Origin of the sequence: Acinetobacter haemolyticus, from assembly GCF_003323815.1 — a bacterium.
GTDB lineage: Bacteria > Pseudomonadota > Gammaproteobacteria > Pseudomonadales > Moraxellaceae > Acinetobacter > Acinetobacter haemolyticus.
Map to the genome: position 1 here is coordinate 983,405 of NZ_CP030880.1, position 23,142 is coordinate 1,006,546.

Below are 23,142 nucleotides of genomic sequence, written 5' to 3' on the forward strand. Positions count from 1 at the left end.
ACTTTAGGTGATTAGAAATGCAAAAGAGACATTCTAAATTAGTGATCTTAGGTTCAGGACCTGCGGGTTATAGTGCTGCTGTATATGCAGCACGCGCAAACTTAAAACCCACATTAATTGCGGGTATACAACTTGGTGGTCAATTAACAACGACCACTGAGGTAGATAACTGGCCGGGTGACTCAGAAGGTTTAACTGGTCCTGTACTTATGGAGCGGATGCAAGTCCATGCTGAACGCTTTGGCACAGAGATTGTGTATGATCACATCAATGAAGTTGATCTAAGTGTCCGTCCATTTGTGCTTAAAGGCGACATGGAAGAATTCACTTGTGATGCACTGATTATTGCTACAGGTGCGACAGCACAATACTTGGGTCTTGAATCAGAGGCTAAATTCATGGGTCAAGGTGTCAGTGCATGTGCAACTTGTGATGGTTTCTTTTATAAGAACCAAAAAGTCATGGTCGTGGGTGGTGGTAACACCGCAGTTGAAGAAGCACTTTATCTTTCTAATATTGCTGAACATGTTACCTTAGTTCACCGTAGAGACAGTTTACGTTCAGAGAAAATTCTACAAGATCATCTTTTTGCCAAAGAAAAAGAAGGCAAAATTAGTATTCTTTGGAACAATCAAGTTGATGAAGTCTTAGGTGATAATACTGGTGTTACTTCAGTTCGGTTGAAGTCAACTTTGGACGAAAGCATACAAGACGTTGAAGTTCAGGGCTTATTTGTTGCTATTGGTCATAAACCCAATACAGGTATTTTTGACGGTCAACTTAACCTACGTGATGGCTACATTCAAGTACAAAGTGGCACTTCAGGAAATGCAACAGCAACCTCTGTGGCAGGTGTATTTGCTGCGGGTGACGTTGCTGATAGCATTTATCGTCAAGCAATTACCTCGGCAGGCTCAGGCTGTATGGCTGCTGAAAAGTATTTAGACAATCAAGAATAATCAATACATTCACTGAAATAAATCAAGCTAACTCCACCTCTCATGGGTGGAGTTAGCTTTTCTATATTGTTTTTTTATTTAGCTACTTATAGTGTTACGCCAGTGTTTCTCTATTTCGGATTCGTTTACTTAAAGCGAGTGTGGGGTAAACGCCTAAATACATAATTGCACCGAAAGCGGCAACTGATGTTAAAGAATCAAGCGTTTGCTTGTTGATAATAATGACTAGCGTAGCAAGAGTTAAATTTTTAATCAGTGTCGTAGTGGCAAGACCACTTGATGCTTCCGTGATTACACCACTGATAACCTGAGCTGTGACAATAATAAGGCAAACAAAAACAAGCCACGGATGATCTGGAAGTTTAGGTAACTCTTTACATGCGATGATTAAGATAAGTGCAACTACAGAAAATGTGGCAAGTTTACCAAGCAGATTCAATGCGTTAGCTGTAAGGTAAGAATGTTTCGCCAATAGCTTGCCAAGATACCAAGGCATCCACAATGTTCCGATTAAGATACAGAACATAAATAGCACATGGTATTGGGTTTGTTCTGCATTGAAATAAAAGAATAGGGCTAATGGTAGGGTGACTAAAGCAAAGGTTGAGCATAAAGCCAGCCGATGAGTTACAGCACTGGCTGAGGCTCCATCCCTAAGTGCCCAAGGTACTGCCGAGGTTCCAATACCAGAAAGGATACAGACAGTTAAACCAAAACTTTCATTAACGGAGAGAAAACCTAAATATGAAAAAAGAAAGATAAGACTTAAAGGGATTAGATATTGAGATAATAAAAAAGGATAGCTGATTTTTTGTTTCTGTGACAGAGAGTGATTAATGGTTTGAGCACCTAAGTGGAGCATGACCAACCAAGATGAAAGTGGTGCCAAAATTGTTAAGAATTCATTCATTCGATTAACTCCCTCCTAAATATTTAATATTATGATATTTATTGATTTATCTAAATTTATAAGCATAAGAGAATCACTAAATCTAATACTTTTCCATATCTAGCATTTAATAAATATATTTACAGTACTACGTCATAATTTGTCGTATTAATTAGCCTGTTATATTTTAAACATATTAGGTTATGCTAAAGTGAAACTATATTAATAATTATCTTGAATTAAAAGGATAAATTATGTCCGTTTCACAAATGTTCCAAGATTTTTTGAGTAATCTCAAAGTTGATAATGAAGATCAAATTTCAAGTAGATATCAAGAGATCACAAAGGCTTTAAATCAAGAGTTCCGTAACACAGAATCTAGAACAGATCACTGTCTACAAGTAGGATCTTATGGGCGTTGGACTGCAATTAAGGGTATTTCTGATCTTGATATGTTGTATATCATGCCTTTTTCTAAATGGGATACATATAAGGAAGGCGGACAATCAAAACTTCTAAAAGATACGAAAGATGCAATTTTGAAGCGTTATCCTCGAACTACAGTATTTGTAGATCGTTTAGTCGTATGTGTTCAATACACTAATTTTCATGTTGAAGTTCAACCTGTTTTTAAACAGGAAGATGGATCTTATAAGTATCCTGATACTTATAATGGGGGAAGCTGGAAAATAACAAAACCACAAGCTGAAATTGACGAAATGAAAGTCATGAATGATGCTAAAAATCGAAATTTACGTCGTTTATGCAAAATGGCCCGTGCTTGGAAAAATAAGCATGGTATATCAATGGGAGGATTGCTCATTGATACATTAGCTTATAACTTTATGAAATCTACAACTGAATATGATGATAAGAGTTATCTATATTACGATTGGTTAAGCCGTGATTTTTTTAAATTTTTAGCAGATCAACCTGACCGTGATCATTATCAGGCTTTAGGTAGTAATCAAGATGTAAAAGTTAAGGCTAAATTCCAAGATGCTGCACAAGATGCTTATGATCTTTGTTTAGAAGCGATTTCACTGGGAACGGATGATAAAGCTTATTCTAAATGGAGAATGATTTATGGTCGTAATTTTCCTAAAGCACCAAGTCAAAAAGCGAGTATGTCTATTCGTATCGAAGATATGCGCTATGAACATACAGAACAATTTATTGAGGATCAATATCCTGTAGATATTCGCTACAAACTCAAAATTGAGTCTAGAGTAACTCAAGATGGGGAGTTTATTGCCTTCTTAAGAGGTTTTAAACGTAGAAAGAAAAAGTTAAATCATGGTCGTAGCTTAAGTTTTTATATTGAGGAAAATACGACCCCAACAAATTTACAAAACTACTCAGTTAAATGGAAAATTCTAAATAGAGGTGAAGAGGCGAAACGACGTAACTGTATTCGTGGGCAAATTATTTGGGATAATGGAAATAAAAGCATTGAAGAATATTCGAGCTTCAATGGTGAGCATTTAGTTGAATGTTACATTATTCAGAATGGTGTAGTAGTTGCTCGTGACCGTATTCATGTGCCCATTGAGGATTAAAAATGAATAAAGCGGAGCTTTTAAAATATATTGCTGAAACAGGATATAGTGTTGGATTTGGAGCAAAAAAAAATTTTGCAACATATGATCTCATTGAGAAGATGCCAGGATGGATTGGATTTATATCCACGGCTGTTGGTATTCTTGGACTAGTGATCGATGCGCTTTCAACAAAATTAGTCTCAGCTATTTTTGTAATCATTGGTATATGTGGATTGTATATTAGTTTTTATGATAAAGACAAAAATAGGTACGAAAATGCAGGTACAGAATTAACGAAACTTTTTAATGAATTGAAATCATTATATTTTGATGTTAAATGTTTACCTGATAATTCAGATGTCACTGTCTATCAAGCTAGGTTACAAGATATAGAAACTAGATATTTCCCTTTATGTATAAGTAAGCAGATCCTTTTTAGTAATTGGTATGCTCATTACAAATTCTTTTGGGAACATCAAATTAGTTGGATGGATGAGCAATTAAAATTCAGATTTATAAGAGATAAAATTCCTTTATCTCTTATTTTTATATTAAGTGCTTTTGTAATTGGGATCGTAGCTTTTTTGAGCTGTACCACATGGCTTCAGGCTATTTGTGCATGATATATGTTGCCCAATCGCTCATCAATCTTTTTCTTTTTTCAAGATAAGCCCCACGTAAATAAGCAGCTTCGACTTCATCTGGCAGTTTATGAGCCAGTACATGCTCGCATACTTCACGTGGGTAATCAGTTTTATCAGCTGACCAGTCACGGAATGTAGAACGAAAGCCATGTGTCGTAATAACTCGATTCTGTTTTGGATCAATATAGCCTAAGCCATTTTTTTTAAATTTTTGCTCATGCATACGTTTGATCAGTGTAGTCAATGACATATCAGAAAGCATGTCACCAGTACGCGGTGCAGGGAAGATAAAGTCTTGAGCTTGAGTATGATCTTGAATTGATTCAAGTAAATTTATTGCTTCTTTAGACAAAGGCACACGATGTTCCTTTTCAGCTTTCATTCGTTCTTTAGGAATGATCCAAACTTTATTCTTAAGATCAACTTCCTGCCATTTAGCTCCAAAAACCTCGCCAGAACGACATGCAGTTAAAATTGTAAATTCTAGTGCCTTCGGTGAAATTCCTTTTTTCTGATTTAGGTGCTGGATAAACTCAGTAACTTGTTCATAAGGTAAGGATGGGTGAGGGCGTGATTCCTGTTTTAAGTTACCTAAGATAGGCTCAAGATTACCTTTCCAGGCGGCTGGGTTGTCACCTTCAAAATATCCCATAGCCTTGGCATAATCGAAAATAGACTCTATACGACCCCGAATGCGTTTAGCTGTTTCGTTTTTCTCAATCCAGATGAATTTTAGAGCTTCTGCTATATCTACTTTAGTAATCGAACTAATACTAAGATCACCTAAAGTTGGATAGATATAAGTTTCCAATGTGGATGACCATTGACCAATATGCTTTTCATTTTTGAGCTCACGAGTTTTATTGGCAATAACGATTTTTGCACATTCCATGAATGTTTTGTTCCGTAGCTGCTGGATATGCAGCTTTTCAAGCTGTTCCTGCTTATATGCAATTGGATCAATGCCACTTCGTATTTGTAGTCTTAATTCAGAGGCCTTGGCACGAGCTTCCGCTAAGGAAACTTCAGGGTAGGGACCAATCCCGATATCACGGCGATGAGATTTTAACTTGCCATCTTTATCTAAGCGTTTACCTACTACAGCACGCAAAATCCAGACCCGGGAATTGCCTTCAACATTTAAGCAAAGGCCATCAACACCTCCTACAGAATGTCGTCCAGTCGCTTTAATTTTTGCTACACTGAGCGCAGATAGCTCTTTAGATTTTTTTGGCATGTCTTGATTTACCCCACAACCTACCCCTCATAAAATACTAGAAACGGCAGGAAGAGACAAGACTGGTTAGGATGCTAAAAATATTAAACTTTTGTAAAATATAAATTTTTAATATTAGTTTGGATTGCTTGAGACTAGTGTTATACGGACACCGCTTCCGCCTGTCCCGTCCTAAAATAGATTGACAGTATTTCATTTAAAACCGAGTTAAGCAATTAGCTCGGTTTTCGCTTTCTCATACATCTGATTAGGAGTAATCATATTTAAACTTAAATGCGGTCTGTAGCAATTATAAATCACTATAGATTCCGAAATTAAATGGTCTAACTCCTCCATCGTTTTACATCGTGTAGTTAAGAACTCCTGTTTGAGTATGCCATTGATTCGCTCTGCTAAAGCATTTTGGTAACAGTCTCCTCCATCTGTCATCGAGGGACTTATACCGTAATGCTGTAGTGCCGATTGATATAATTCAGATCAATATTGAGAACCTCTATCTGAATGATGAATCAGGGTTGTTGCTCTATCTTTTATAGACTTCATTGCCATTTGTAAGGCTTGTACAACATTCTCTGCCCGCATATCACTTGATAACTTATAACCTTTAATTTGTCGGGTATAGGCATCTGTCACAAGTGATAGATAATGCACACCCTCTGCACTTTCAACATAGGTAATATCACTAACAAAGACTTCATTTGCCCGTATTGGATAATAATCCTTTAATAAATTAGGATGTTTCTTCATCCAGTGTTTGCTATCTGTAGTTTTGGTATAGCGACGTTTAGGGCGTATCAATAAATCATTCTCTTTTAATACCTTAAATAACTGATCTCGACCAAACTTCAGTCCTTGTTCTAGCAATTTTGGTTTGATCAGCCAATAGAGTTTACGCGTACCGATACTTGGCATCAAATAACGATACCCCATAACCAATTCAAGTACTTGCTGAGTTTCCTGAGCTTTGATTTGAGCACGTTTTTCTGATTGATAGTAAGCCTGTCGGGTGATTCCAACCCACTCACAATAACGTGAGACATTTAGTCTTCTTTGGGCTTGCCAATCTTTGAAACGTGCTCGGTATACTTTTTTCCAAGATCACTCCCACATTCTTTGTCTATGTGATAAATCACATCTTGGATAAATTCAGTTTTTAGCTTTTCTGCGGCTAATTGTTTTTCCAACTGGCGAATGCGTTGTTGAGGGGTGAGTTGGCGTTTTGAAGTGGAAGGCATAGCTTTAGAAGTCCAATCTTGTTGTCCGTACTTACGTAACCATGTAAGCACAGTTGATCTTCTTTGAATACCATATTTTGCTTGAGCTTGTTTATAAGTGATTTGCCCTTTTTCTACCTCATGGACAATCAGCATTTTAAAGGCAAAACTGTAATCTCGTTGTGTTCGTTTAACTCGTTGTTCTTTTTCATATTCCATAAAATAAGCCTCTTAAGGTGTAAACTTATTTCAGGACGGGACAGCCAAATATTTAAATAAGCCCTTGTTTTTACAAGGGCTTATTTTTTACCTGTGCTTTTACCCCTCAACTTACTTAACAAAAAATCATAATTTGTCTGGTTATCAGGATTAATTACACATCGATCAAAGCAATCTATACAAAATATGTAAATATTTACTTTATTAATCAGGTGAATAAAAGAAGAATTATTTGTTTTTTATACCAGTTATTATCAATAAAACTATCCTCAAAGCCCAATCTACATATCAGTAATCAACATTAAAAAATATGCATTATTTGCATGAAATATTTAATTTTTGCATTGTCGTTTTTTTTCAAAAAAAGTAACACTTGCCACTGCTGATAGTGGCGTCAGCGGTTTTGTTTCTTATAGTGCTAAATCGATGAAGCCCGTATGGCATGGAATTTATAGGTGGATAACCTAAATGTAAAGTGCAATAGGGAAGGAATAATTATTATGAATCAAAAGAAGCTGCTCAAATATATTCTGGTGGCAATGATCACAGGGATATTAGTCGGGTGGGCATGTCATAGCACTTTAAGTACGGCGCAAACGACAGACATCGCAAGCTATTTTAAAATCGTCACAGATGTTTTCCTTAGATTAATTAAAATGATTATTGCACCGCTGGTGTTTGCAACAATTGTTTCAGGCTTAATCTCGATGGGTAAATCATCCTCACTTGGATCGATTACTTTAAAAGCCATGGGCTGGTTTGTGGGTGCATCTTTTATTTCACTTTTGCTTGGCATGGGGCTCGCGAATTACTTCCAACCTGGTGCAGGAATGAATCTAAGTGTTCCAAAAGAAGTGGTTGATGTTGGCGTTAGTGCATCAAGTTTAAGTTTACAGACATTTATTACCCATATTTTTCCAAGAAGCTTTGCCGAAGCGATGGCAAATAATGAAATTTTGCAAATCCTTGTGTTTTCAATTTTCTTTGGTTCTGCATTGGCTTATGTCCAACATCAAACTGGTGCGACAGTGATTGGAAAAATTATTGATGAGTTATGCCGCGTCATGTTTCGTATCACTGACTATGTCATGGCGGCTGCACCCATTGCTGTATTTGCTGCGATTGCATCGGCAATTGCAGTGCAAGGCCCTAAGTTAATCTTGGATTACAGTATTTTCATTGGTCAGTTCTATATTGGTTTATTGATCCTGTGGATGATTTTAATTTCTTTTGGTTACATCTTCTTAAGAAAAGACGTTTTTCGATTGGTGCGAGCAGTACGTGAACCAACCATGTTGGCATTTGCAACAGCGAGTAGTGAATCAGCATACCCAAAAACGATGGAAGCATTAAACAAATTTGGTGTTCCAAAACGTGTGACGAGCTTTGTTTTACCTTTAGGTTATTCATTTAACCTCGATGGTTCAATGATGTATATGGCATTTGCGGTATTGTTTATTGCTCAAGCTTATAATATTGACCTGAGCTTTACGCAACAAGTATTGATTCTTTTGACTTTGATGATTACCAGTAAAGGCATTGCTGGCGTTTCTCGCGCATCTATTGTCGTCATAGCATCTACACTTGCTATGTTTCAACTACCAGAAGCGGGTATTCTTCTGATCTTGGCAATTGACCAGTTTCTAGATATGGGACGCACTGCGACCAATGTGATTGGAAATAGTATTGCGACGGCGGTGATTGCACGTACAGAAGGTGATAAGCATAATGCTGAAGAGACAGAAACTGATGAAGTAACTGTTGACACAATTGTTCCTGTCAGTCGATTAGCAGACAATACTTAAATGAGATAGTTATTTAAGTTACTTATTTAAAAGGATTGTATTGCAGATAACGGTTTTTAATTGCTTAGATTTTTAGATCCAATATAAAATAAAAACCGTTATCTTAATTTTTGTATAATGATGTTTCTTATATAATTTAAATAAATTATATGGTGTGTTTTATTTTGGATTGCTGTTTGTTAAAAGGTTCCAAATATATTTTATTCGTTCGGAAATAATCATTTTTCTTCTGATGATATATATGTCTTGAGATGTGTGAAAATTGGGTTGATTAATCACCCTAAGTTTATTTTCAGATAACTCTTTTTCAACAAGTAATTTGGGTAACCATGCAATACCTAAACCTTGTAAAACTAATTCTTTTAAATCACTCGCATTATCTGTTTCATACAATGTTCTATAATTTAAACTATTCTCAATAACCTCGTCTACACATTTTCTTAAATAGGCTTGTTTACTATAGGCTAATAAAGGAAAGAGCTGATTAAATGAGTATTTAGGTTCATCATTATATACTGCCGTCACAGGTAAGATGTCCATTTTCACAATTTTATGGAAAATAAAAAGCGATGTGTCTAATTGCTGAAGTGTTTTTTGATCGCAGTAACAAATCAAAAAATCACATGATCCATCGGTAAGTAAACGCATGCCTTGTTTAAGATTTGCAGCGATAATTTCTAGTTTCAAGTCTTCAAGACTTAGGGATAAATCGTGAATAAAGCGAGGGAAAAACTGTGTGATGAGGGAGTGAGATACTGCAAAAGTTACATTTAGTTCATTGTTTTTAATGTTTTTTTCTAGGTAGCTTATCGTTGAGTTAAGTTGATGTTGTATGCTTTTGGCAGATGCCAATAATACTTGTCCAGCTTCAGTGAAATCGATGGTTTTACTATCTCTCTTTAAAATTTGAAATCCTAAGGCTGTTTCGATATTTTGGATTCGACGCGAAAATGCGGATTGGGTGACATGTCGTAGTTCTGCTGCTTGGGAAATTGAGCTTTCCTGTTCTAGTGCAATTAAATCTTCAATCCATCGAATTTCCAAGGTCATAACCAATCCTTCATATGTGCGTATAAGCTATTATAATCTATTATGCAAAAAATGCATGTAGTAATATTTTTTTACATTAGAAAAAAATGATGCTGTCTTCTAATATAAATTTATCGAGATCTAGAGTCTATTTAAATGAATATTAAGATTAACACACGTACTGAAAAAGATTTATTAGGTTTGAAAGAAATTCCAGATCATTGCTATTATGGTGTGCAAACGTTAAGAGCAATTGAAAATTTTAATTTAAGTTCAAGTAAATTAAGCCAGTTTCCTCATTTTATTAAAGCGCTTGCAATCGTAAAATCAGCTTGTGCACATTCAAATTTTAAATTAAATAAAATTGATGATAATAAAAACAATGCAATTCAATATGCATGCCAACAAATTATGAATAATCAGTATCATGATCAATTTATGGTAGATATGATTCAAGGTGGTGCTGGTACGTCTACAAATATGAATATAAATGAGGTCGTTGCTAATGTTGGTTTAGAGTATTTAGGACGATCAAAGGGCGAGTATCAATATTTACACCCGAATAATGATGTCAATATGTCTCAATCGACCAATGATGTCTATCCAACAGCGATCAAGTTAGGCTTAATCTCAGCAATTGAACAATTGAATACGCCGTTTAATAATCTTATTGCAAGCTTTAATGCGAAATCGAACGAGTTTGCAGATATTTTAAAAATGGGGCGTACACAGTTGCAAGATGCCGTCCCAATGACTTTAGGGCAGGAGTTTGGTGCATTTGCTGCGACTTTACAAAGTGATCTGGATAAACTTAACCGTATCATGCCTGATGCCTTGAGTGTGGTGAATTTAGGTGGAACTGCGATTGGTACAGGAATCAATACGGAAGTTCAATATCGTGAATATGCTATTCAAGCATTGTCAGAAATTACGCAGCGCAAGATTAGCAGTGCACCTGATTTGATCGAAGCAACATCTGACATGGGTGACTTTGTTTTACTCTCAAGTTTTTTAAAGCGTACTGCGACGAAACTATCGAAAATCGCCAACGATTTACGTTTATTATCAAGTGGTCCACGTGCTGGATTGAGTGAGATTTACTTAGAACCACGCCAACCAGGTAGCTCAATTATGCCTGGTAAGGTGAACCCTGTTATTCCTGAGGCGATGAATTTAGTTTGTTATCAAGTGATTGCTAACGATTTGGCGATTACTTTGGCTGCTGAAGCAGGTCAATTGCAATTAAATGCAATGGAGCCATTGATTGCATTTAAGTTATTTGAATCAATTGAGTTGCTGGGCAAAGCCATGCAAATGTTCCAGCAAAAGTGTATTGATACGATTCGTGCCAACGCTGAGCTGTGCCAATCTCAGGTTGAAAACTCAATTGGGATTGTTACAGCACTTAATCCGTACCTAGGTTATGAAACAACGACACGTATTGCCAAACAGGCCAATGAAACTGGGCAAAGTGTATTGGCTTTAATCAAAGCAGAAAATTTAATTTCTGATCAAGTTTTGGCAGATATCTTGGCTGTAAAAAACATGGTACATCCGAAGCAATCTGCATAATCGAGCTTGGTTTGTGTCATCAAACTGAGATAAATGAGTCGATTGGATTCAGTGGCGTTAAAGATTAAATTCTTTAACGCCATGTTTAATTTCTATGCTTGAAGAAATCAAGCTATTCCTTCCCCAAGCTGTGTTATCAGTCTTGATAAAAGGTCACTTTATCCGTGTTTAATACTTTGTTTGCGTCGTTTGAGCCCATGATTCAAGTCACGGCTGAAATGTAAGTGAACACTAAGAAATCGTGTTATTGAGTTGACCTTCTGAAGTAAGCAATTCAGCCATTTCTTTGGTTTTCTTTAAACCAGGCATACGATATTCAGTATGTCCATAGTCTTTGATTGATTTCCAACGTCCGCCCCATGTTAAGCCAACAGATTCAGCTACTTGACCGTAAAGTTCATAGCCTCGCATTGCCCACGGGTCACGTTCACTAATTACCACTTTACCGTTACGTTTGAATGCAACATCTGCAGCTAAACCAAATTGATGATAACTTTGGTAACTTCTCGCACGTGTGGTATTGGGATTTCCTGCTAGCATATTCTGTCGAGCGGGGCTGCGATAGCCTTCGAGCAAGACAAGCTCATAGCCATGTTGCTCTTTCATAATCTTAAAGACCATGAGTAAACGTTGTTTATAGCGTGGATTCATCTTGTCCCACTTACGATCAACTAGATTACTGTCAAGCGCACCATGTGCATGTGCTATAGGGCTCTCGATTTGTGAGGCATCAATTGAACCACTATGTTGAGCATGATATTCCTGCTCGATACGGGTTGCTTCAATTAATGCATCTTGAATAAGTGTTTCATCAACTTCTGGTGGTGGACTGAGGATTTCACCATTCAATAACGCATAAATTTGTGGATCAGTTTGCTTCAAATATTCTGCTTCGATGCGAGTCGAATTTATTGGACGTGTAAAAGCAAATATTAAAATACTGGAAAATAAAAAAAATCCTGCAATTAAAATCCACCATTGCTGTATATGCCAATGCGATTGCAACTTTTCAGGTGCGGCGGCTTGATGCATGTTTTCAGCAAATTGCATCGCATTCGCAATTTTCTTTTTGCTTTGTGGAAGTAGTGAGCGCAATAAATGAATACACTTGGAGCGTAATTCATATGACATCAATAACGTCAGTACAATAATGACAAGCAAAAAGCTAATCGAAATAAACCAAATCATTCGTTATTTGAGTTCATTAACAGTAAATGGTCGCTGAGTCACATTAATTTGTACAGATGCCTGCGGCGCTTCAGCTTCTGGTTCTGCTGTTTTTGGCGCAGTAGTTTTTGTGGGTTCAGTTTCTACTTTTTTGGTTTTTTCCGCTCCAGTTGTTGCTGTATTTTTTTGCTGAATCGGTTTTGAAATTGTTGCTGGTACAGGTTTATTTCCGTTCAATTCATTGGCAAAAGGAGAGCTGCGATGTGCTGGATCTGTAGATGTGGCAGTTGCTGAGTGTTGGAAAAATTTATTTAAATCTGTGTCTTGAGGTTGGGTAAAACTACTATCTTCTTCAGATTCATTATTTTCGTGTTGGACTTGTTCCGCTACATTACTCACATTTTCTACGGAGCTTTGTGTGCTTGTTGTTGGTGTTGAATAGGGCTCAGTCTGCTCGTGTGTCTCTACAGGAGCATTGGATTGAGTTTGGAACAATACAAAAAAAACAATTAAGCTGAAAATAACGCCTAAAATAAATCCGACAAATACATAAATTACAGGAGATAAACTCTTTTTTTTATTCGTCTGTAATATGCGTAAAGAAGTTGGTCTTTCCTGAGTCATGTGTCGTCAACTACGGTAAATGGATTGTAATATGCGCTTCTTCAGCGGGTGCCGAAATCACATTTTGATATGGGGATAGTGCACTTTGATTTTGTTGTGACAGCATAAATTTTAGTCCAGCAAAACTGAGTGCAGCAAACATCAATAAGAAAATTAAAATCCAAAAAAATGGCAATTCGTGATGAATAATATGCTTGATTTGATCAGGAATCGCTGCAAATGGTGAAAATGCAGCCTTTTTACCTTTTAGATAATCAATTTCATCGCCAACACGTGCAACTAAATGGTTGAGACTTTCGATAGACTCAAGTCGATATTTACCTTGAAAACCAAGCAATAAACAGTAATGAAAAACTTCTAATGCAGCTAAGCGATCTTTACCACGGCTACGCAGCTGCTCTAAGATCTCAAAAAAACGATAACCTGCTAATTGAGAGCCAAATAAACTCAGCTGTAACGGACTAATCAACCAAGTATTTTGTAAGTTGAAATAGGCAGAATCTTGTTGTGTCGCGATTGTTTCATCAATCAAAGCACAAAAAGCATATTTTGCATCATGGATGTCATCTGCTGAGAATTGCAGACGTTTTGCTTGTTGCTCAAAACGATTTAATAGTTCCAAAATTTTGTTACGGAAATCACTTGGATTTGAAGGAATATAGCGATTACGAATTAAAAATACTAAATAGAATCCATCATGCAATAGATCGATGAGATTGGTTGTTTGGGATTTATTCTGGGGTAAATTGGCAGCAGGCAAGCCAGAACCAATTTTACCATCATCAAATAAAGAGGGGATGCCAGTTGGATGTTGAGTCATCGTTGCTCTCTTAGCTATTCATTACAGCAATCAGTTCGATACTGATATCTTGGAAACCAGCGGGAATATAAACACAGATAGACTCTGATTCCAGCATTTGTTGATAGAGCTCATGATGTGGCTCAATTTCAAAATAACTTACACCTGAGCGAACAGGAATTGCCGTTGGGACCTGCATCAAATGGTGAATAGGCACAGCAGGTAATGCCGCAACGACGCGTTGTTCAACATCAATCGTGCTTCCTACTTTAAATCGTAGTGGCACGATTTGGATAAGTTCATGAGTTTGCATCATACTGCTTGAAACTGCGATATATAGACGAGTATCACGCGTGATCTTGTCTGATTCAAGGCTGCCAACCCAATAAGATGGGCGGGTTTCTTTTAAGGCAATACTGAAGTAGCGACTTGAGATAATGGTATCTAGCAGATCCCGTAAAATTACATCGAGTTGCTGAAAGCTGTCTTGCAATTGATGATGTTTATAATGAGGTAAATGATCAACGTCATAATTGCTAGAAAAGGTAAGCAGTGATCCAGCTAAACGTAATAATTCTGAAAATAGACGCTCAGGATGAATTTGAGGATACTGGAATAGGTGATTTAATCCAGCATAAGCCGTATTTAATGCATTAATTAGCCAGAAAGAAACGATATCACCAGAGCGAAACTCAATGAGCTTCTGTTCATTTTCTCGGTTGTTACTCTGAATGGTTTTTATCTTTGCTTTAATCACATTCAGTGTGCGCTTGAGATTACTGGTCAAAGCATCCGAAGCCGCAACATGCAAAATAGGTGGAATAAACTTTGGATCAAGTTCAAACGTACCAGAGCTTTGACGTTTTATTTTGGCAATTGGCAAATACAAGAAGCCATCTAAAGTTTGACTTGGCTGTATGTGCTGTTCAAGCAGTTTGAACTCAGCACGACGACGCAATAGACTGAGATCTGCAGGACTGGCATCGGTAAATAAATCGTGTGTTTCTGAGAGATAATTATGATAACGACTAGAAAGCGATCCTTTCTCATCCGCAATATTTTTCTTATTTGCTTGGAGAATTGGGAGTGCCAAATAAACAACCATCTCACCTTCTAGGTTGAGATCATCCAATAATAAGGGTTCTGGGAGTAAATCTTGTGCAGGAGCATGGTAAATTTCACCATCTTGCCAAATGATTTCAACCTCTTCTAAAGCTAAGATATGGGTTGAAAGTTGTACCTGATCAAATTTAAGTTTTTGAACACCATAGGCATAGGGAACGAGCGCACGGATCGTATGATTTAAGCGTTGTTCATGATAGGTATCTTGGATTTGGAAGTGCTGTGGACGTAAAAATAAACCTTCACCCCAAAGAACTTTTTCTGCTTTAAACATATCAATTTACCAGTAATTATTCATATTCATTCTTGGGTTGAACACCGAGCATATCTTGTACCATTTGTAATGGATGTTCATCTTTGATGACTTGACCAAGCCATTCATGTAGCGGCATTTGGCTCCATTTTATGGTTTTTTGCAACATATAGCTCACAGGACTATGCGGCTCGTTTTTTTGGAAATAAGTGGCTATTTCTTGCAAAACGCGCATCGCTTGTTCGCGATTTTCAATATGAGACTGAACTTGGGGTTGGAAAGACATGGTATTTTGTACCGTAGTCGTTTGAGGCATCACAGGTTTTTCAATTGGAAGATCTTGAGTTGCAACTTCAGGATTATGTGGTTGTGTTGACTGTCCAAAATATTCAGTTTTATATATCTTTTTAAGCGTTTGGTGGATACTTTCCAAGCTGGAATCAATTGCTGCAAAACTTGGTGAATCCAAACCTAACAAACCATCTAGCACATTTTTAAGTACAGACCATTGCTGCAAAATATCATTAAAATGTTGATAGTTTTGAAATTGAAAGGATACATCGGTATTCGATAAAGCTTGCTCAAACTGTTCAAGCTCGTTATTACTATTTGAATTATCATAATCATCACTTTGTTTACGACGCACATTTTCATGATAAAGAAAATTGTCATAATCCAATAAATGATAAAAAGGTGTGGTATTGATTAATGGTACTTTCTTAATCAACAGAGGGAGTTGATTGATCAAACCTTGTAATAAACCAATACGTTGATCTAAGTCGTCATCTTCTACTTCTGGGTGGATGGTTAACCAATATTGTTCAAGTAAACGATGACTTAAATCAAGACTTTTTGCGATGCCTTCAAACCCATAAAGATTTGCCCAAGCCTCAGAAAGCCATGTTAGCAAGCGTATATCTTTACTTTTATACTGAAGTAGTTCAATAGAAGTAGATGAAACATAATCCCAATCTGCTTGTTTCGGCTCAGTGACCCAATCACCTTGGTCGAGTAAAACATCGTCTTGAGTTCTCGCTTTTTTTATCGTGTGGAACTCATTGGAAAATGAAAAATCTTCACCACAAGGTGACTGCTCATCAATTGGGGTCAGTAATGGGAGTATGTCCATTTTCATAACAATTTGGGCTCAATCTTGAATATTTTAAACATCAGCTTTGGTTTTTTTACTTGAACGCTTACGAGTTCCTTTAGCAACTGGGTCTAATTGATAGCTAATATCATCATCTTTGGTATCAATAATGATTAATTTCGGTAATTTATGCTCAGCTAGAGCAACTAAAATTTCGGTCGCAAGAGACGGTAAAACAGTTGAGTTCAAAATATTGTCTACGTTTCGGGCACCACTATCAACTTCAGTACAGCGGTTTAATAACAACTCTACAAGATCATCAGAATACTCAACTTTGGTGGCATATTGTTTTTCGATTCGAGCAACAATTTTCCCAAGTTTATGTTTAATGATTCTGACTAAGAGTTCGTCATGTAATGGGAAATATGGAACAACTCGCATACGACCGATGAAAGCAGGCTTGAACTGTTTGTAGAGACTTGGTTTTAAGTGATCAAGCAATGCTTCAGCAGTTGGCCATTCTTCTACGGGTTGATTTAAACAAGCTTGCATGATCGCGCTGGAACCAGTATTTGAGGTCAATAAAATGGTTGTGTTTTTAAAATCAATCACACGACCTTCACCATCTTCAAGCGTACCTTTGTCAAACACTTGATAAAATAATTCTTGCACATCACTGTGTGCTTTCTCAATTTCGTCGAGCAAAACAACGCTATATGGATTACGACGTACGGCTTCGGTTAAGACCCCACCTTGACCATAACCAACATAACCTGGAGGCGCACCTTTCAAAGATGAAACAGTATGTGCTTCTTGGTATTCAGACATATTAATCGTAATTAAATGTTGCTCACCACCATATAGTTCATTGGCTAATGCCAGAGCAGTTTCTGTTTTTCCAACACCACTTGGCCCAACCAGCATAAATACGCCTTGTGGCTTATTCGGGTCTTCCAATTTTGCTTTGGAGGTTTTAATGCCTTGAACTAATTGATGCAGGGCATAATCTTGTCCCATTACACGTTCTGCAAGTTTATTCTCAAGCGTTAAAATCTGTTTGATTTCATCATTGACCATATTCCCCACAGGAATACCAGTCCAATCAGAAATGATTTCATTCACAATTTGAGATGTAACACGCTCAAAAACTAAAGGATTTTGCCCTTGTAATTGAGCGAGCTCTGTTCTTAGATCAGAGATTTTTTGTTTCAGTTCAGGTTGTTCTTCTTGCTGATTGAGCTGTTGGATTTGTTTAACGAATTCGAGTTCCTGTTTCCAACGTTTTTCTACATCTAGAATCTCAGATTCTAATGTTGAAATTTGCTGATTGAGTGTTTCTAAGCGCTCATGATGTATAGGGAATTGTTGATGCTCTTGGGTAATAAGTTGCTGTTCAAGTTTTAAGTTATGGTGTTGAGCTTTAAGCTGATCCAGAATAACTGGTTGTGCATTTTGAGTGAGTGCTACTCGTGCAGAAGCTGTGTCTAAAACACTGACTGCTTTATCTGGTAGTTGGCGACCACTAATGTAACGATGAGAAGCTTGTACTGCAGTAATAATCGCTTGATCGTCAATACTTAAATTAAAATGATTCTGCATGACTGGAATCATGGCGCGTAACATGTCGATCGCTACTTCTTCAGTTGGCTCTTCTACTTTAACGACTTGGAAGCGACGACTTAGCGCTGCATCTTTTTCGAAATATTGTTTGTATTCAGCCCATGTGGTCGCTGCGATAGTCCTTAATTCACCACGTGCCAAAGCTGGTTTCAGTAGATTGGCTGCATCATTTTGCCCAGCTTGACCACCAGCACCAATTAAAGTGTGTGCTTCATCAATAAATAAAATAATCGGGTGCGTTGAGGCTTGTACTTCTTGGATAACCTGTTTTAAGCGATTTTCAAACTCACCTTTGACGCTGGCACCAGCCTGCAATAAACCCATGTCTAGCACATGAATTTGTACATTCTGCAATGCTTCTGGGACTAGACCTTGTGAAATTTTTAAGGCCAAACCCTCTACAACTGCGGTCTTACCTACACCTGGTTCACCCGTCAAAATAGGGTTGTTTTGGCGGCGACGCATCAAAATATCAAGCATTAAACGTATTTCGAACTCACGACCAATGACAGGGTCAATTTGTCCATTTTGTGCTTTCGTGGTTAGGTTGATGGTGTATTGATCTAGCGCGGGTGTTTTAGCTGGTATTGTTGACGAGGCTTCTACAGACTGAGTTTCTTCAGTTTTATTATTTTCAATTTGGGTATGTTCACTGCTATTACCACACATGTCTAAAAACTTGTGCTTCATGGTGTCGATTGGAAATAGCTCAAATAAACTCGATGCTCGGAAAGCAATTTGTTGGAGATCGGGCTCAGTGAGCAAAGCAATAATTAAATGACTACTACGAATAACAGGTGTTTGTTCGGCGGATGCTAATAACCATGCTTGTTCAAATAATTTTACAATTGATTTTGCAAAAATTGGAGTGCGGGTATTTCCCTTGGGTAATGAAGCAATAGTTTCTTTTAAATCATTAGTTAAAGCTTCAGAAGAGATATTATTTTTTTTTAATAAAATTTGTAAATCATTTGCAGGTATTTGATTTAATAACTCTACAAATAAATGCTCAATTTCAATCTCATAATTCAATTGGTTAATGCAATAATTTGCAGATTTTTCTAATGCGGAACGAGTAGGAGATGATAGTTTTGTGATTAAAACTTTTAAATTACTCATTTATTACTCACAATAATTTTGAATACCAAGCCCTGCTAAGTACGTTTTGACTTGATATTGTTGTTATATCTAAAATATATTTTCTGAATAAAATCAAAAACTTATGTAAACACTTGTTGAGTGTACAGATTATTCTACAACAAAAGTTGTTACTTTTAAACAAAAAAATTCTGTCTATTCATAAAAAAATAATTGCATAATATAATCAAAATAATCCATTAATGTTATAAAACGTAATTAGTATTGACTTTCTATGTCGTTTTTTTGTTAAATTCGCGACAATATTCTACGTAAGTAAAATTGATGAGTGAGAGGGTTTTTTAACAATAATTGTCGACTCTATCAATTAAATAAGTTAAATAATGATGAGGCACATTTTGAAAAAAGGTATTGTAGTATCAATTCTTTGTATGGCAATAAGTGGTTTTGCTTATGCGGAAGAGCAAGAGACGAAATTGGCTGATCAAGAATCTAAGCAAGTTGATCAAGAGACAAACCTAACTGATAAAAAAGCAAAGCCAGTTAAACCAGTTAAATTAAAAAGAAAATGTATTAAACAAAACCCATTAGTAGAAGGGCAAACCGATCAAGAATTACTTCAAATTTATCAACAAGTTTGTGATAAATCCAATGCAAATAAAGTGAATGATTTATTGGCTCAAGCTGCTATGCGTATGTATGAGTTAAAGCAGCCGATGAATGCATTGACACTTGCCAATCAATTACATGAAAAAAATGTTCAAGGCACATTATTAACAGATGTTACTTTCTTGGCTAGCGTAGAAATGGCGAACACTGCATTACAGCAAATGCGTGCTGAAGAAGTGCGTTATCTAAGTCAAGAGTTGACCTATCCACCAGCCAAAGAATTGAGTGAGAATATTCGCACTGCCATGCCAGTTAGTGTGTTGGCTGTGAAAAAAGTGGTGGAAGAGGCGCCAAAAAAAGAAGTACGAAACACCAGTACAGCTAACCGTCGTGCCGTGAGTCAACCTAAACCACGTGCGACTTCAACACCGCGTAATACCGCAACACAGACTACAGCGCCAGCGAGTCGTCCAACAACCACAACACCAAGTGCTGTTCGACCAACAGGTACGAATCCATTTGCTTCGTTGAAACAATAATCAAGGGTAAAGAGTTATGGCTAAAAGAGAAAGCGTACAGAAAAAGTTGCAACGCATTCGTCCACCTCGTGTACAGCTGACTTACGATGTTGAAGTTGGAGATGGTAAAGAATCAAAAGAATTACCGTTTGTTGTCGGGGTCATGGGTGACTTTTCTGCGGCATCAGAGCTTGAGAAAACCAAGCTGAAAGATAAAAAATTCATTAATGTTGATCTAGATAACATCGATGAGGTAATGGAGTCTTTAGCACCAAGAGCTGCATTTCAGGTGGAAAATACGCTAACTGAAGAAGGTGGGCGTATGTCGGTGGATTTAACTTTTAATTCGATGGAAGACTTTAGACCAGAACAAGTCGTACAACAAGTTGATCCATTGCGTAAATTGGTTGAAGCACGTGAGCGTTTAACGGATCTTCGCAACAAAATTTCAAATAGTGAACGTTTAGAAGATTTGTTAGATGAAGTACTTAAAAATACAGATCAAGTTCGTCAATTAAGTGCGGAGGCTGAAAATGAGTAATTTACAAGCTGCAACTGCATCAAATTTAGAAGCTGAATCGACACATTTACTTGACTCAATTGTCGAACAAAGTCGTATTGCCCGTAATGATGATGAGCATGTACGAGCTAAAAGCCTCATTGGTGAGTTAGCGAAAGAGGTAATGGCAGGAACGATTACTGTTTCTGAAAATATGACTTTATCGATTGATAAGCGTATTGCTGAGATTGATGCCTTAATTTCCAAGCAACTCAGTGAAATTATGCACCATGAGCAGTTCCAGAAGATCGAGTCAACATGGCGTGGTCTCTACTACTTCTGTCAAGAAACACCGTCTAACTCAATGATTAAGATTCGTATGTTGAATACGACTAAAAAAGAGTTGGTTAAAGATTTTCAGGGCGCAACTGACTTCGATCAAAGCACACTCTTCAAGAAGATTTATGAAGAGGAATATGGCTCATTTGGTGGCGCGCCTTATGCTGCATTGATTGGTGATTTTGAGTTCGATCGCACACCATCGGATATGTATTTGCTAGAGCAGATTTCACATGTAGCTGCTGCGGCTCACGCCCCATTTATTTCTGCTGCTAGTCCAAATATCTTAGGACTAGAGTCATTTACAGATATTGATCGTCCTCGTGATGTCTCAAAAATCTTTGAAACTGCTGAATATGTTCAATGGCGTTCTTTCCGTGATAGTGAAGACTCACGGTATGTTGCACTTACTATGCCGCACGTACTTGGTCGTTTGCCGTATCACCCGAAAGAGGGGACTGCAACAGAAGGTTTTAACTTCATCGAAGCGGTAACTGGTGAAGATCACCATGATTATTTGTGGATGAATGCGGCTTACGCTTTTGGTACACGTCTAACCAATGCCTTTGATGCGCATGGTTGGTGTGCTGCTATTCGCGGTGTTGAAGGTGGTGGTTTGGTTGAAGGTTTACCAGTTCACACTTTTAAAACATCAGATGGTGAAGTGGTATTTAAGTGTCCAACTGAAATTGCAATTACCGATCGTCGTGAAAAGGAGTTAAGTGATCTTGGCTTTATTCCTTTAGTTCACTGTAAAAATACCGACTATGCGGCATTCTTTGGTGCGCAATCAACACAAAAACCAAAAAAATATGATAGTGATACGGCAAATGCCAACTCAGCACTATCAAGTCAGATCCAGTACATCATGGCTGTCTCTCGTATCGCTCATTACTTAAAAGCAATGATGCGAGACAAAGTGGGAAGCTTTGCATCAGCAGGTAATGTTGAAGCCTTCTTAAATGAATGGCTTTCACAATATGTCTTGCTTGATGATGGTGCTTCACAAGAAGCGAAAGCGCAATATCCGCTTCGTGAAGCATCTGTAAAAGTTGTAGAAGATCCTGCTCAGCCGGGTCACTACAAATCAGTGGTCTTTTTGAGACCACATTTCCAGCTGGATGAGTTGTCTGTTTCCTTACGACTCGTGACTGAACTACCGCAGTCCTCAAATTAAACAATGAGATCAGCTAGATAATAACTTTAAATAAACAGAGGTAATTTTTAAATGAAAGATATATACGTTGAGTTTCGTGGTAAGTACAAGGTAGACGGAGAATCTCGTGATACTGAGCACAAAGGTTGGCTAGAAGTTAACTCTTGGTCTCATAAAATCCGTCAACCTAAGTCTGCGACTTCAAGTAGCGTTGGGGGCCATACGGCTGAACGTGTTGAACATGATGATATGGTTTTTGTTAAAGATTTGGATGCAACTAGTCCAAAACTTTGGGAAGCTTGTTCAGCAGGTTATACGTTTGATGAAGTACAGATCGATTTTTACCGTGCAAACGGTGACAAGCGTATCAAGTATTTACAAATCAAATTGAAGCACGTTCTTGTATCAAGTGTGACTCCAGTTGTTAATGAAGAAGGTGTTCCAACTGAGCAGTTCGGCTTGAAATATGCTGCTGTTGAGTGGACTTATAACCAACAAGACATTAACGGTACTGCGAAAGGTGCTGTTACTAAGAAATGGTCACTTTCTAATAACACAGCATCATACGCTGCGTAATTGGAATTTTGATTTTTCTATAGAGGTTAATAGTTTATTAACCTCTATTTCTCTTATTTTTCTGTTTTATCATCATGAATTTAGATCATTTATATCCATATGGGTTTAGATCAACATTATTTGATCGCTTATTGCCTGAGCATGAGGATTATTTAAGAGGGTTGTCAATTCAACAATTGCGAGAATCTGTTGCTCGTGATTTAGAAGATCTCCTCAATAGTCGAATTGCACAATTTGAAGTGGATATGGATGAGTATCCTTTGGCGAAGAAATCAATTTTACAGTTTGGGATTATTGATTTTGTAGGACTTTCCACTGCAAATCCTTTGGATCGAGACAAAATTTGTCAATCAATTGAGCAGTCGATTGCAGCACATGAGCCGCGATTGAGACAGATTAAAGTTGAGATGTTGCTGGATGGACATAATATGGGGGCATTGTGTTTAAGTATTCAGGCCTATTTGAATATTCATCCACTTTATGAACCTGTTTTCTTTGATGCTTTACTCAAACCAACTACACAACAATATGTTATTTCTGCAAGAGCTTAGTGTGAGAGAACT

Annotated in this window: 19 protein-coding genes and 1 pseudogene; 10 read left to right on the forward strand and 10 right to left on the reverse strand. The window is 37.3% G+C overall.

What is annotated here, in order from left to right; genetic code table 11:
- Positions 1–17 precede the first annotated feature (17 nt).
- Positions 18–959, forward strand: a complete 942-nt coding sequence (gene trxB, locus DS737_RS04385; RefSeq protein WP_113996878.1) for a thioredoxin-disulfide reductase — start codon at positions 18–20, stop codon at positions 957–959.
- A 94-nt stretch (positions 960–1,053) separates the two neighbouring features.
- Here trxB and DS737_RS04390 read toward each other — a convergent pair whose 3' ends face one another.
- The gene (locus DS737_RS04390) at positions 1,054–1,869 is read right to left on the reverse strand and encodes a hypothetical protein (protein ID WP_113996879.1); all 816 of its coding nucleotides are present in this window, start codon (positions 1,867–1,869) and stop codon (positions 1,054–1,056) included.
- A gap of 233 nt (positions 1,870–2,102) precedes the next feature.
- Here DS737_RS04390 and DS737_RS04395 point away from each other — a divergent pair, with 233 nt between their 5' ends.
- On the forward strand, positions 2,103–3,407 hold the full coding sequence (locus DS737_RS04395; protein WP_113996880.1) for an SMODS domain-containing nucleotidyltransferase: 1,305 nt from the start codon (positions 2,103–2,105) through the stop codon (positions 3,405–3,407).
- A gap of 2 nt (positions 3,408–3,409) precedes the next feature.
- A complete protein-coding gene (locus DS737_RS04400) occupies positions 3,410–4,012 on the forward strand; it encodes an SLATT domain-containing protein (RefSeq protein ID WP_113996881.1) in 603 nt (200 codons plus the stop codon).
- On the opposite strand, the gene DS737_RS04405 is transcribed toward DS737_RS04400, so the two are convergent.
- Together DS737_RS04405 and DS737_RS04410 are read right to left on the reverse strand one after the other, a co-directional pair.
- Complete coding sequence (locus DS737_RS04405; RefSeq protein ID WP_113996882.1) at positions 3,999–5,270, reverse strand: tyrosine-type recombinase/integrase; 1,272 nt, start codon at positions 5,268–5,270, stop codon at positions 3,999–4,001. The two genes, DS737_RS04400 and DS737_RS04405, sit on opposite strands and share 14 nt — an antisense overlap.
- A 207-nt stretch (positions 5,271–5,477) precedes the next feature.
- Positions 5,478–6,703, reverse strand: a pseudogene (locus DS737_RS04410) (IS3 family transposase).
- Positions 6,704–7,203: 500 nt separating this feature from the next.
- Between DS737_RS04410 and DS737_RS04415 the strand changes: the two are divergent.
- Positions 7,204–8,508, forward strand: a complete 1,305-nt coding sequence (locus DS737_RS04415; protein WP_017395511.1) for a dicarboxylate/amino acid:cation symporter — start codon at positions 7,204–7,206, stop codon at positions 8,506–8,508.
- A 159-nt stretch (positions 8,509–8,667) separates the two neighbouring features.
- On the opposite strand, the gene DS737_RS04420 is transcribed toward DS737_RS04415, so the two are convergent.
- Complete coding sequence (locus DS737_RS04420) at positions 8,668–9,558, reverse strand: LysR family transcriptional regulator (protein ID WP_113996883.1); 891 nt, start codon at positions 9,556–9,558, stop codon at positions 8,668–8,670.
- 135 nt (positions 9,559–9,693) lie between these two features.
- Here DS737_RS04420 and DS737_RS04425 point away from each other — a divergent pair, with 135 nt between their 5' ends.
- Entirely contained in the window at positions 9,694–11,109 is a 1,416-nt protein-coding gene (locus DS737_RS04425) for an aspartate ammonia-lyase (protein ID WP_113996884.1), read from the forward strand.
- A 231-nt stretch (positions 11,110–11,340) separates the two neighbouring features.
- Here DS737_RS04425 and DS737_RS04430 read toward each other — a convergent pair whose 3' ends face one another.
- From DS737_RS04430 to tssH, 6 genes are read right to left on the reverse strand one after another with little or no spacing between them, the layout of a single operon-like run.
- The gene (locus tag DS737_RS04430) at positions 11,341–12,297 is read right to left on the reverse strand and encodes a M15 family metallopeptidase (protein ID WP_100833903.1); all 957 of its coding nucleotides are present in this window, start codon (positions 12,295–12,297) and stop codon (positions 11,341–11,343) included.
- Between the two features lie 3 nt (positions 12,298–12,300).
- Positions 12,301–12,900 carry a hypothetical protein gene (locus DS737_RS04435; protein ID WP_113996885.1) on the reverse strand — a complete coding sequence of 200 codons (600 nt, stop codon included), beginning with the start codon at positions 12,898–12,900 and terminating at the stop codon, positions 12,301–12,303.
- 10 nt (positions 12,901–12,910) lie between these two features.
- Complete coding sequence (icmH, locus tag DS737_RS04440; RefSeq protein ID WP_113996886.1) at positions 12,911–13,720, reverse strand: type IVB secretion system protein IcmH/DotU; 810 nt, start codon at positions 13,718–13,720, stop codon at positions 12,911–12,913.
- A 10-nt stretch (positions 13,721–13,730) separates the two neighbouring features.
- Positions 13,731–15,095, reverse strand: coding sequence for a type VI secretion system baseplate subunit TssK (tssK, locus tag DS737_RS04445; RefSeq protein ID WP_113996887.1), 1,365 nt, complete (start codon positions 15,093–15,095; stop codon positions 13,731–13,733).
- A gap of 16 nt (positions 15,096–15,111) precedes the next feature.
- Positions 15,112–16,209 (reverse strand): type VI secretion system protein TssA, encoded by a 1,098-nt coding sequence (gene tssA, locus DS737_RS04450; RefSeq protein WP_113996888.1) that lies wholly within the window; start codon positions 16,207–16,209, stop codon positions 15,112–15,114.
- Positions 16,210–16,236: 27 nt separating this feature from the next.
- Positions 16,237–18,903 carry a type VI secretion system ATPase TssH gene (tssH, locus tag DS737_RS04455; RefSeq protein WP_113996889.1) on the reverse strand — a complete coding sequence of 889 codons (2,667 nt, stop codon included), beginning with the start codon at positions 18,901–18,903 and terminating at the stop codon, positions 16,237–16,239.
- Positions 18,904–19,280: 377 nt separating this feature from the next.
- Here tssH and DS737_RS04460 point away from each other — a divergent pair, with 377 nt between their 5' ends.
- From DS737_RS04460 to tssE, 5 genes are all read left to right on the forward strand, one after another.
- On the forward strand, positions 19,281–20,030 hold the full coding sequence (locus tag DS737_RS04460; RefSeq protein ID WP_392390267.1) for a hypothetical protein: 750 nt from the start codon (positions 19,281–19,283) through the stop codon (positions 20,028–20,030).
- A 16-nt stretch (positions 20,031–20,046) separates the two neighbouring features.
- Positions 20,047–20,550, forward strand: coding sequence for a type VI secretion system contractile sheath small subunit (tssB, locus tag DS737_RS04465; protein WP_109440899.1), 504 nt, complete (start codon positions 20,047–20,049; stop codon positions 20,548–20,550).
- Positions 20,543–22,024, forward strand: coding sequence for a type VI secretion system contractile sheath large subunit (gene tssC, locus DS737_RS04470; protein WP_113996891.1), 1,482 nt, complete (start codon positions 20,543–20,545; stop codon positions 22,022–22,024). Before tssB ends, tssC begins: the two co-directional genes overlap by 8 nt.
- Before the next feature lie 51 nt (positions 22,025–22,075).
- Positions 22,076–22,579: an Hcp family type VI secretion system effector gene (locus DS737_RS04475; protein WP_113996892.1), complete on the forward strand. Its 504-nt coding sequence runs from the start codon at positions 22,076–22,078 to the stop codon at positions 22,577–22,579.
- A gap of 74 nt (positions 22,580–22,653) precedes the next feature.
- Positions 22,654–23,130 carry a type VI secretion system baseplate subunit TssE gene (gene tssE / locus DS737_RS04480; RefSeq protein WP_113996893.1) on the forward strand — a complete coding sequence of 159 codons (477 nt, stop codon included), beginning with the start codon at positions 22,654–22,656 and terminating at the stop codon, positions 23,128–23,130.
- The last annotated feature ends 12 nt before the right edge of the window (positions 23,131–23,142 follow it).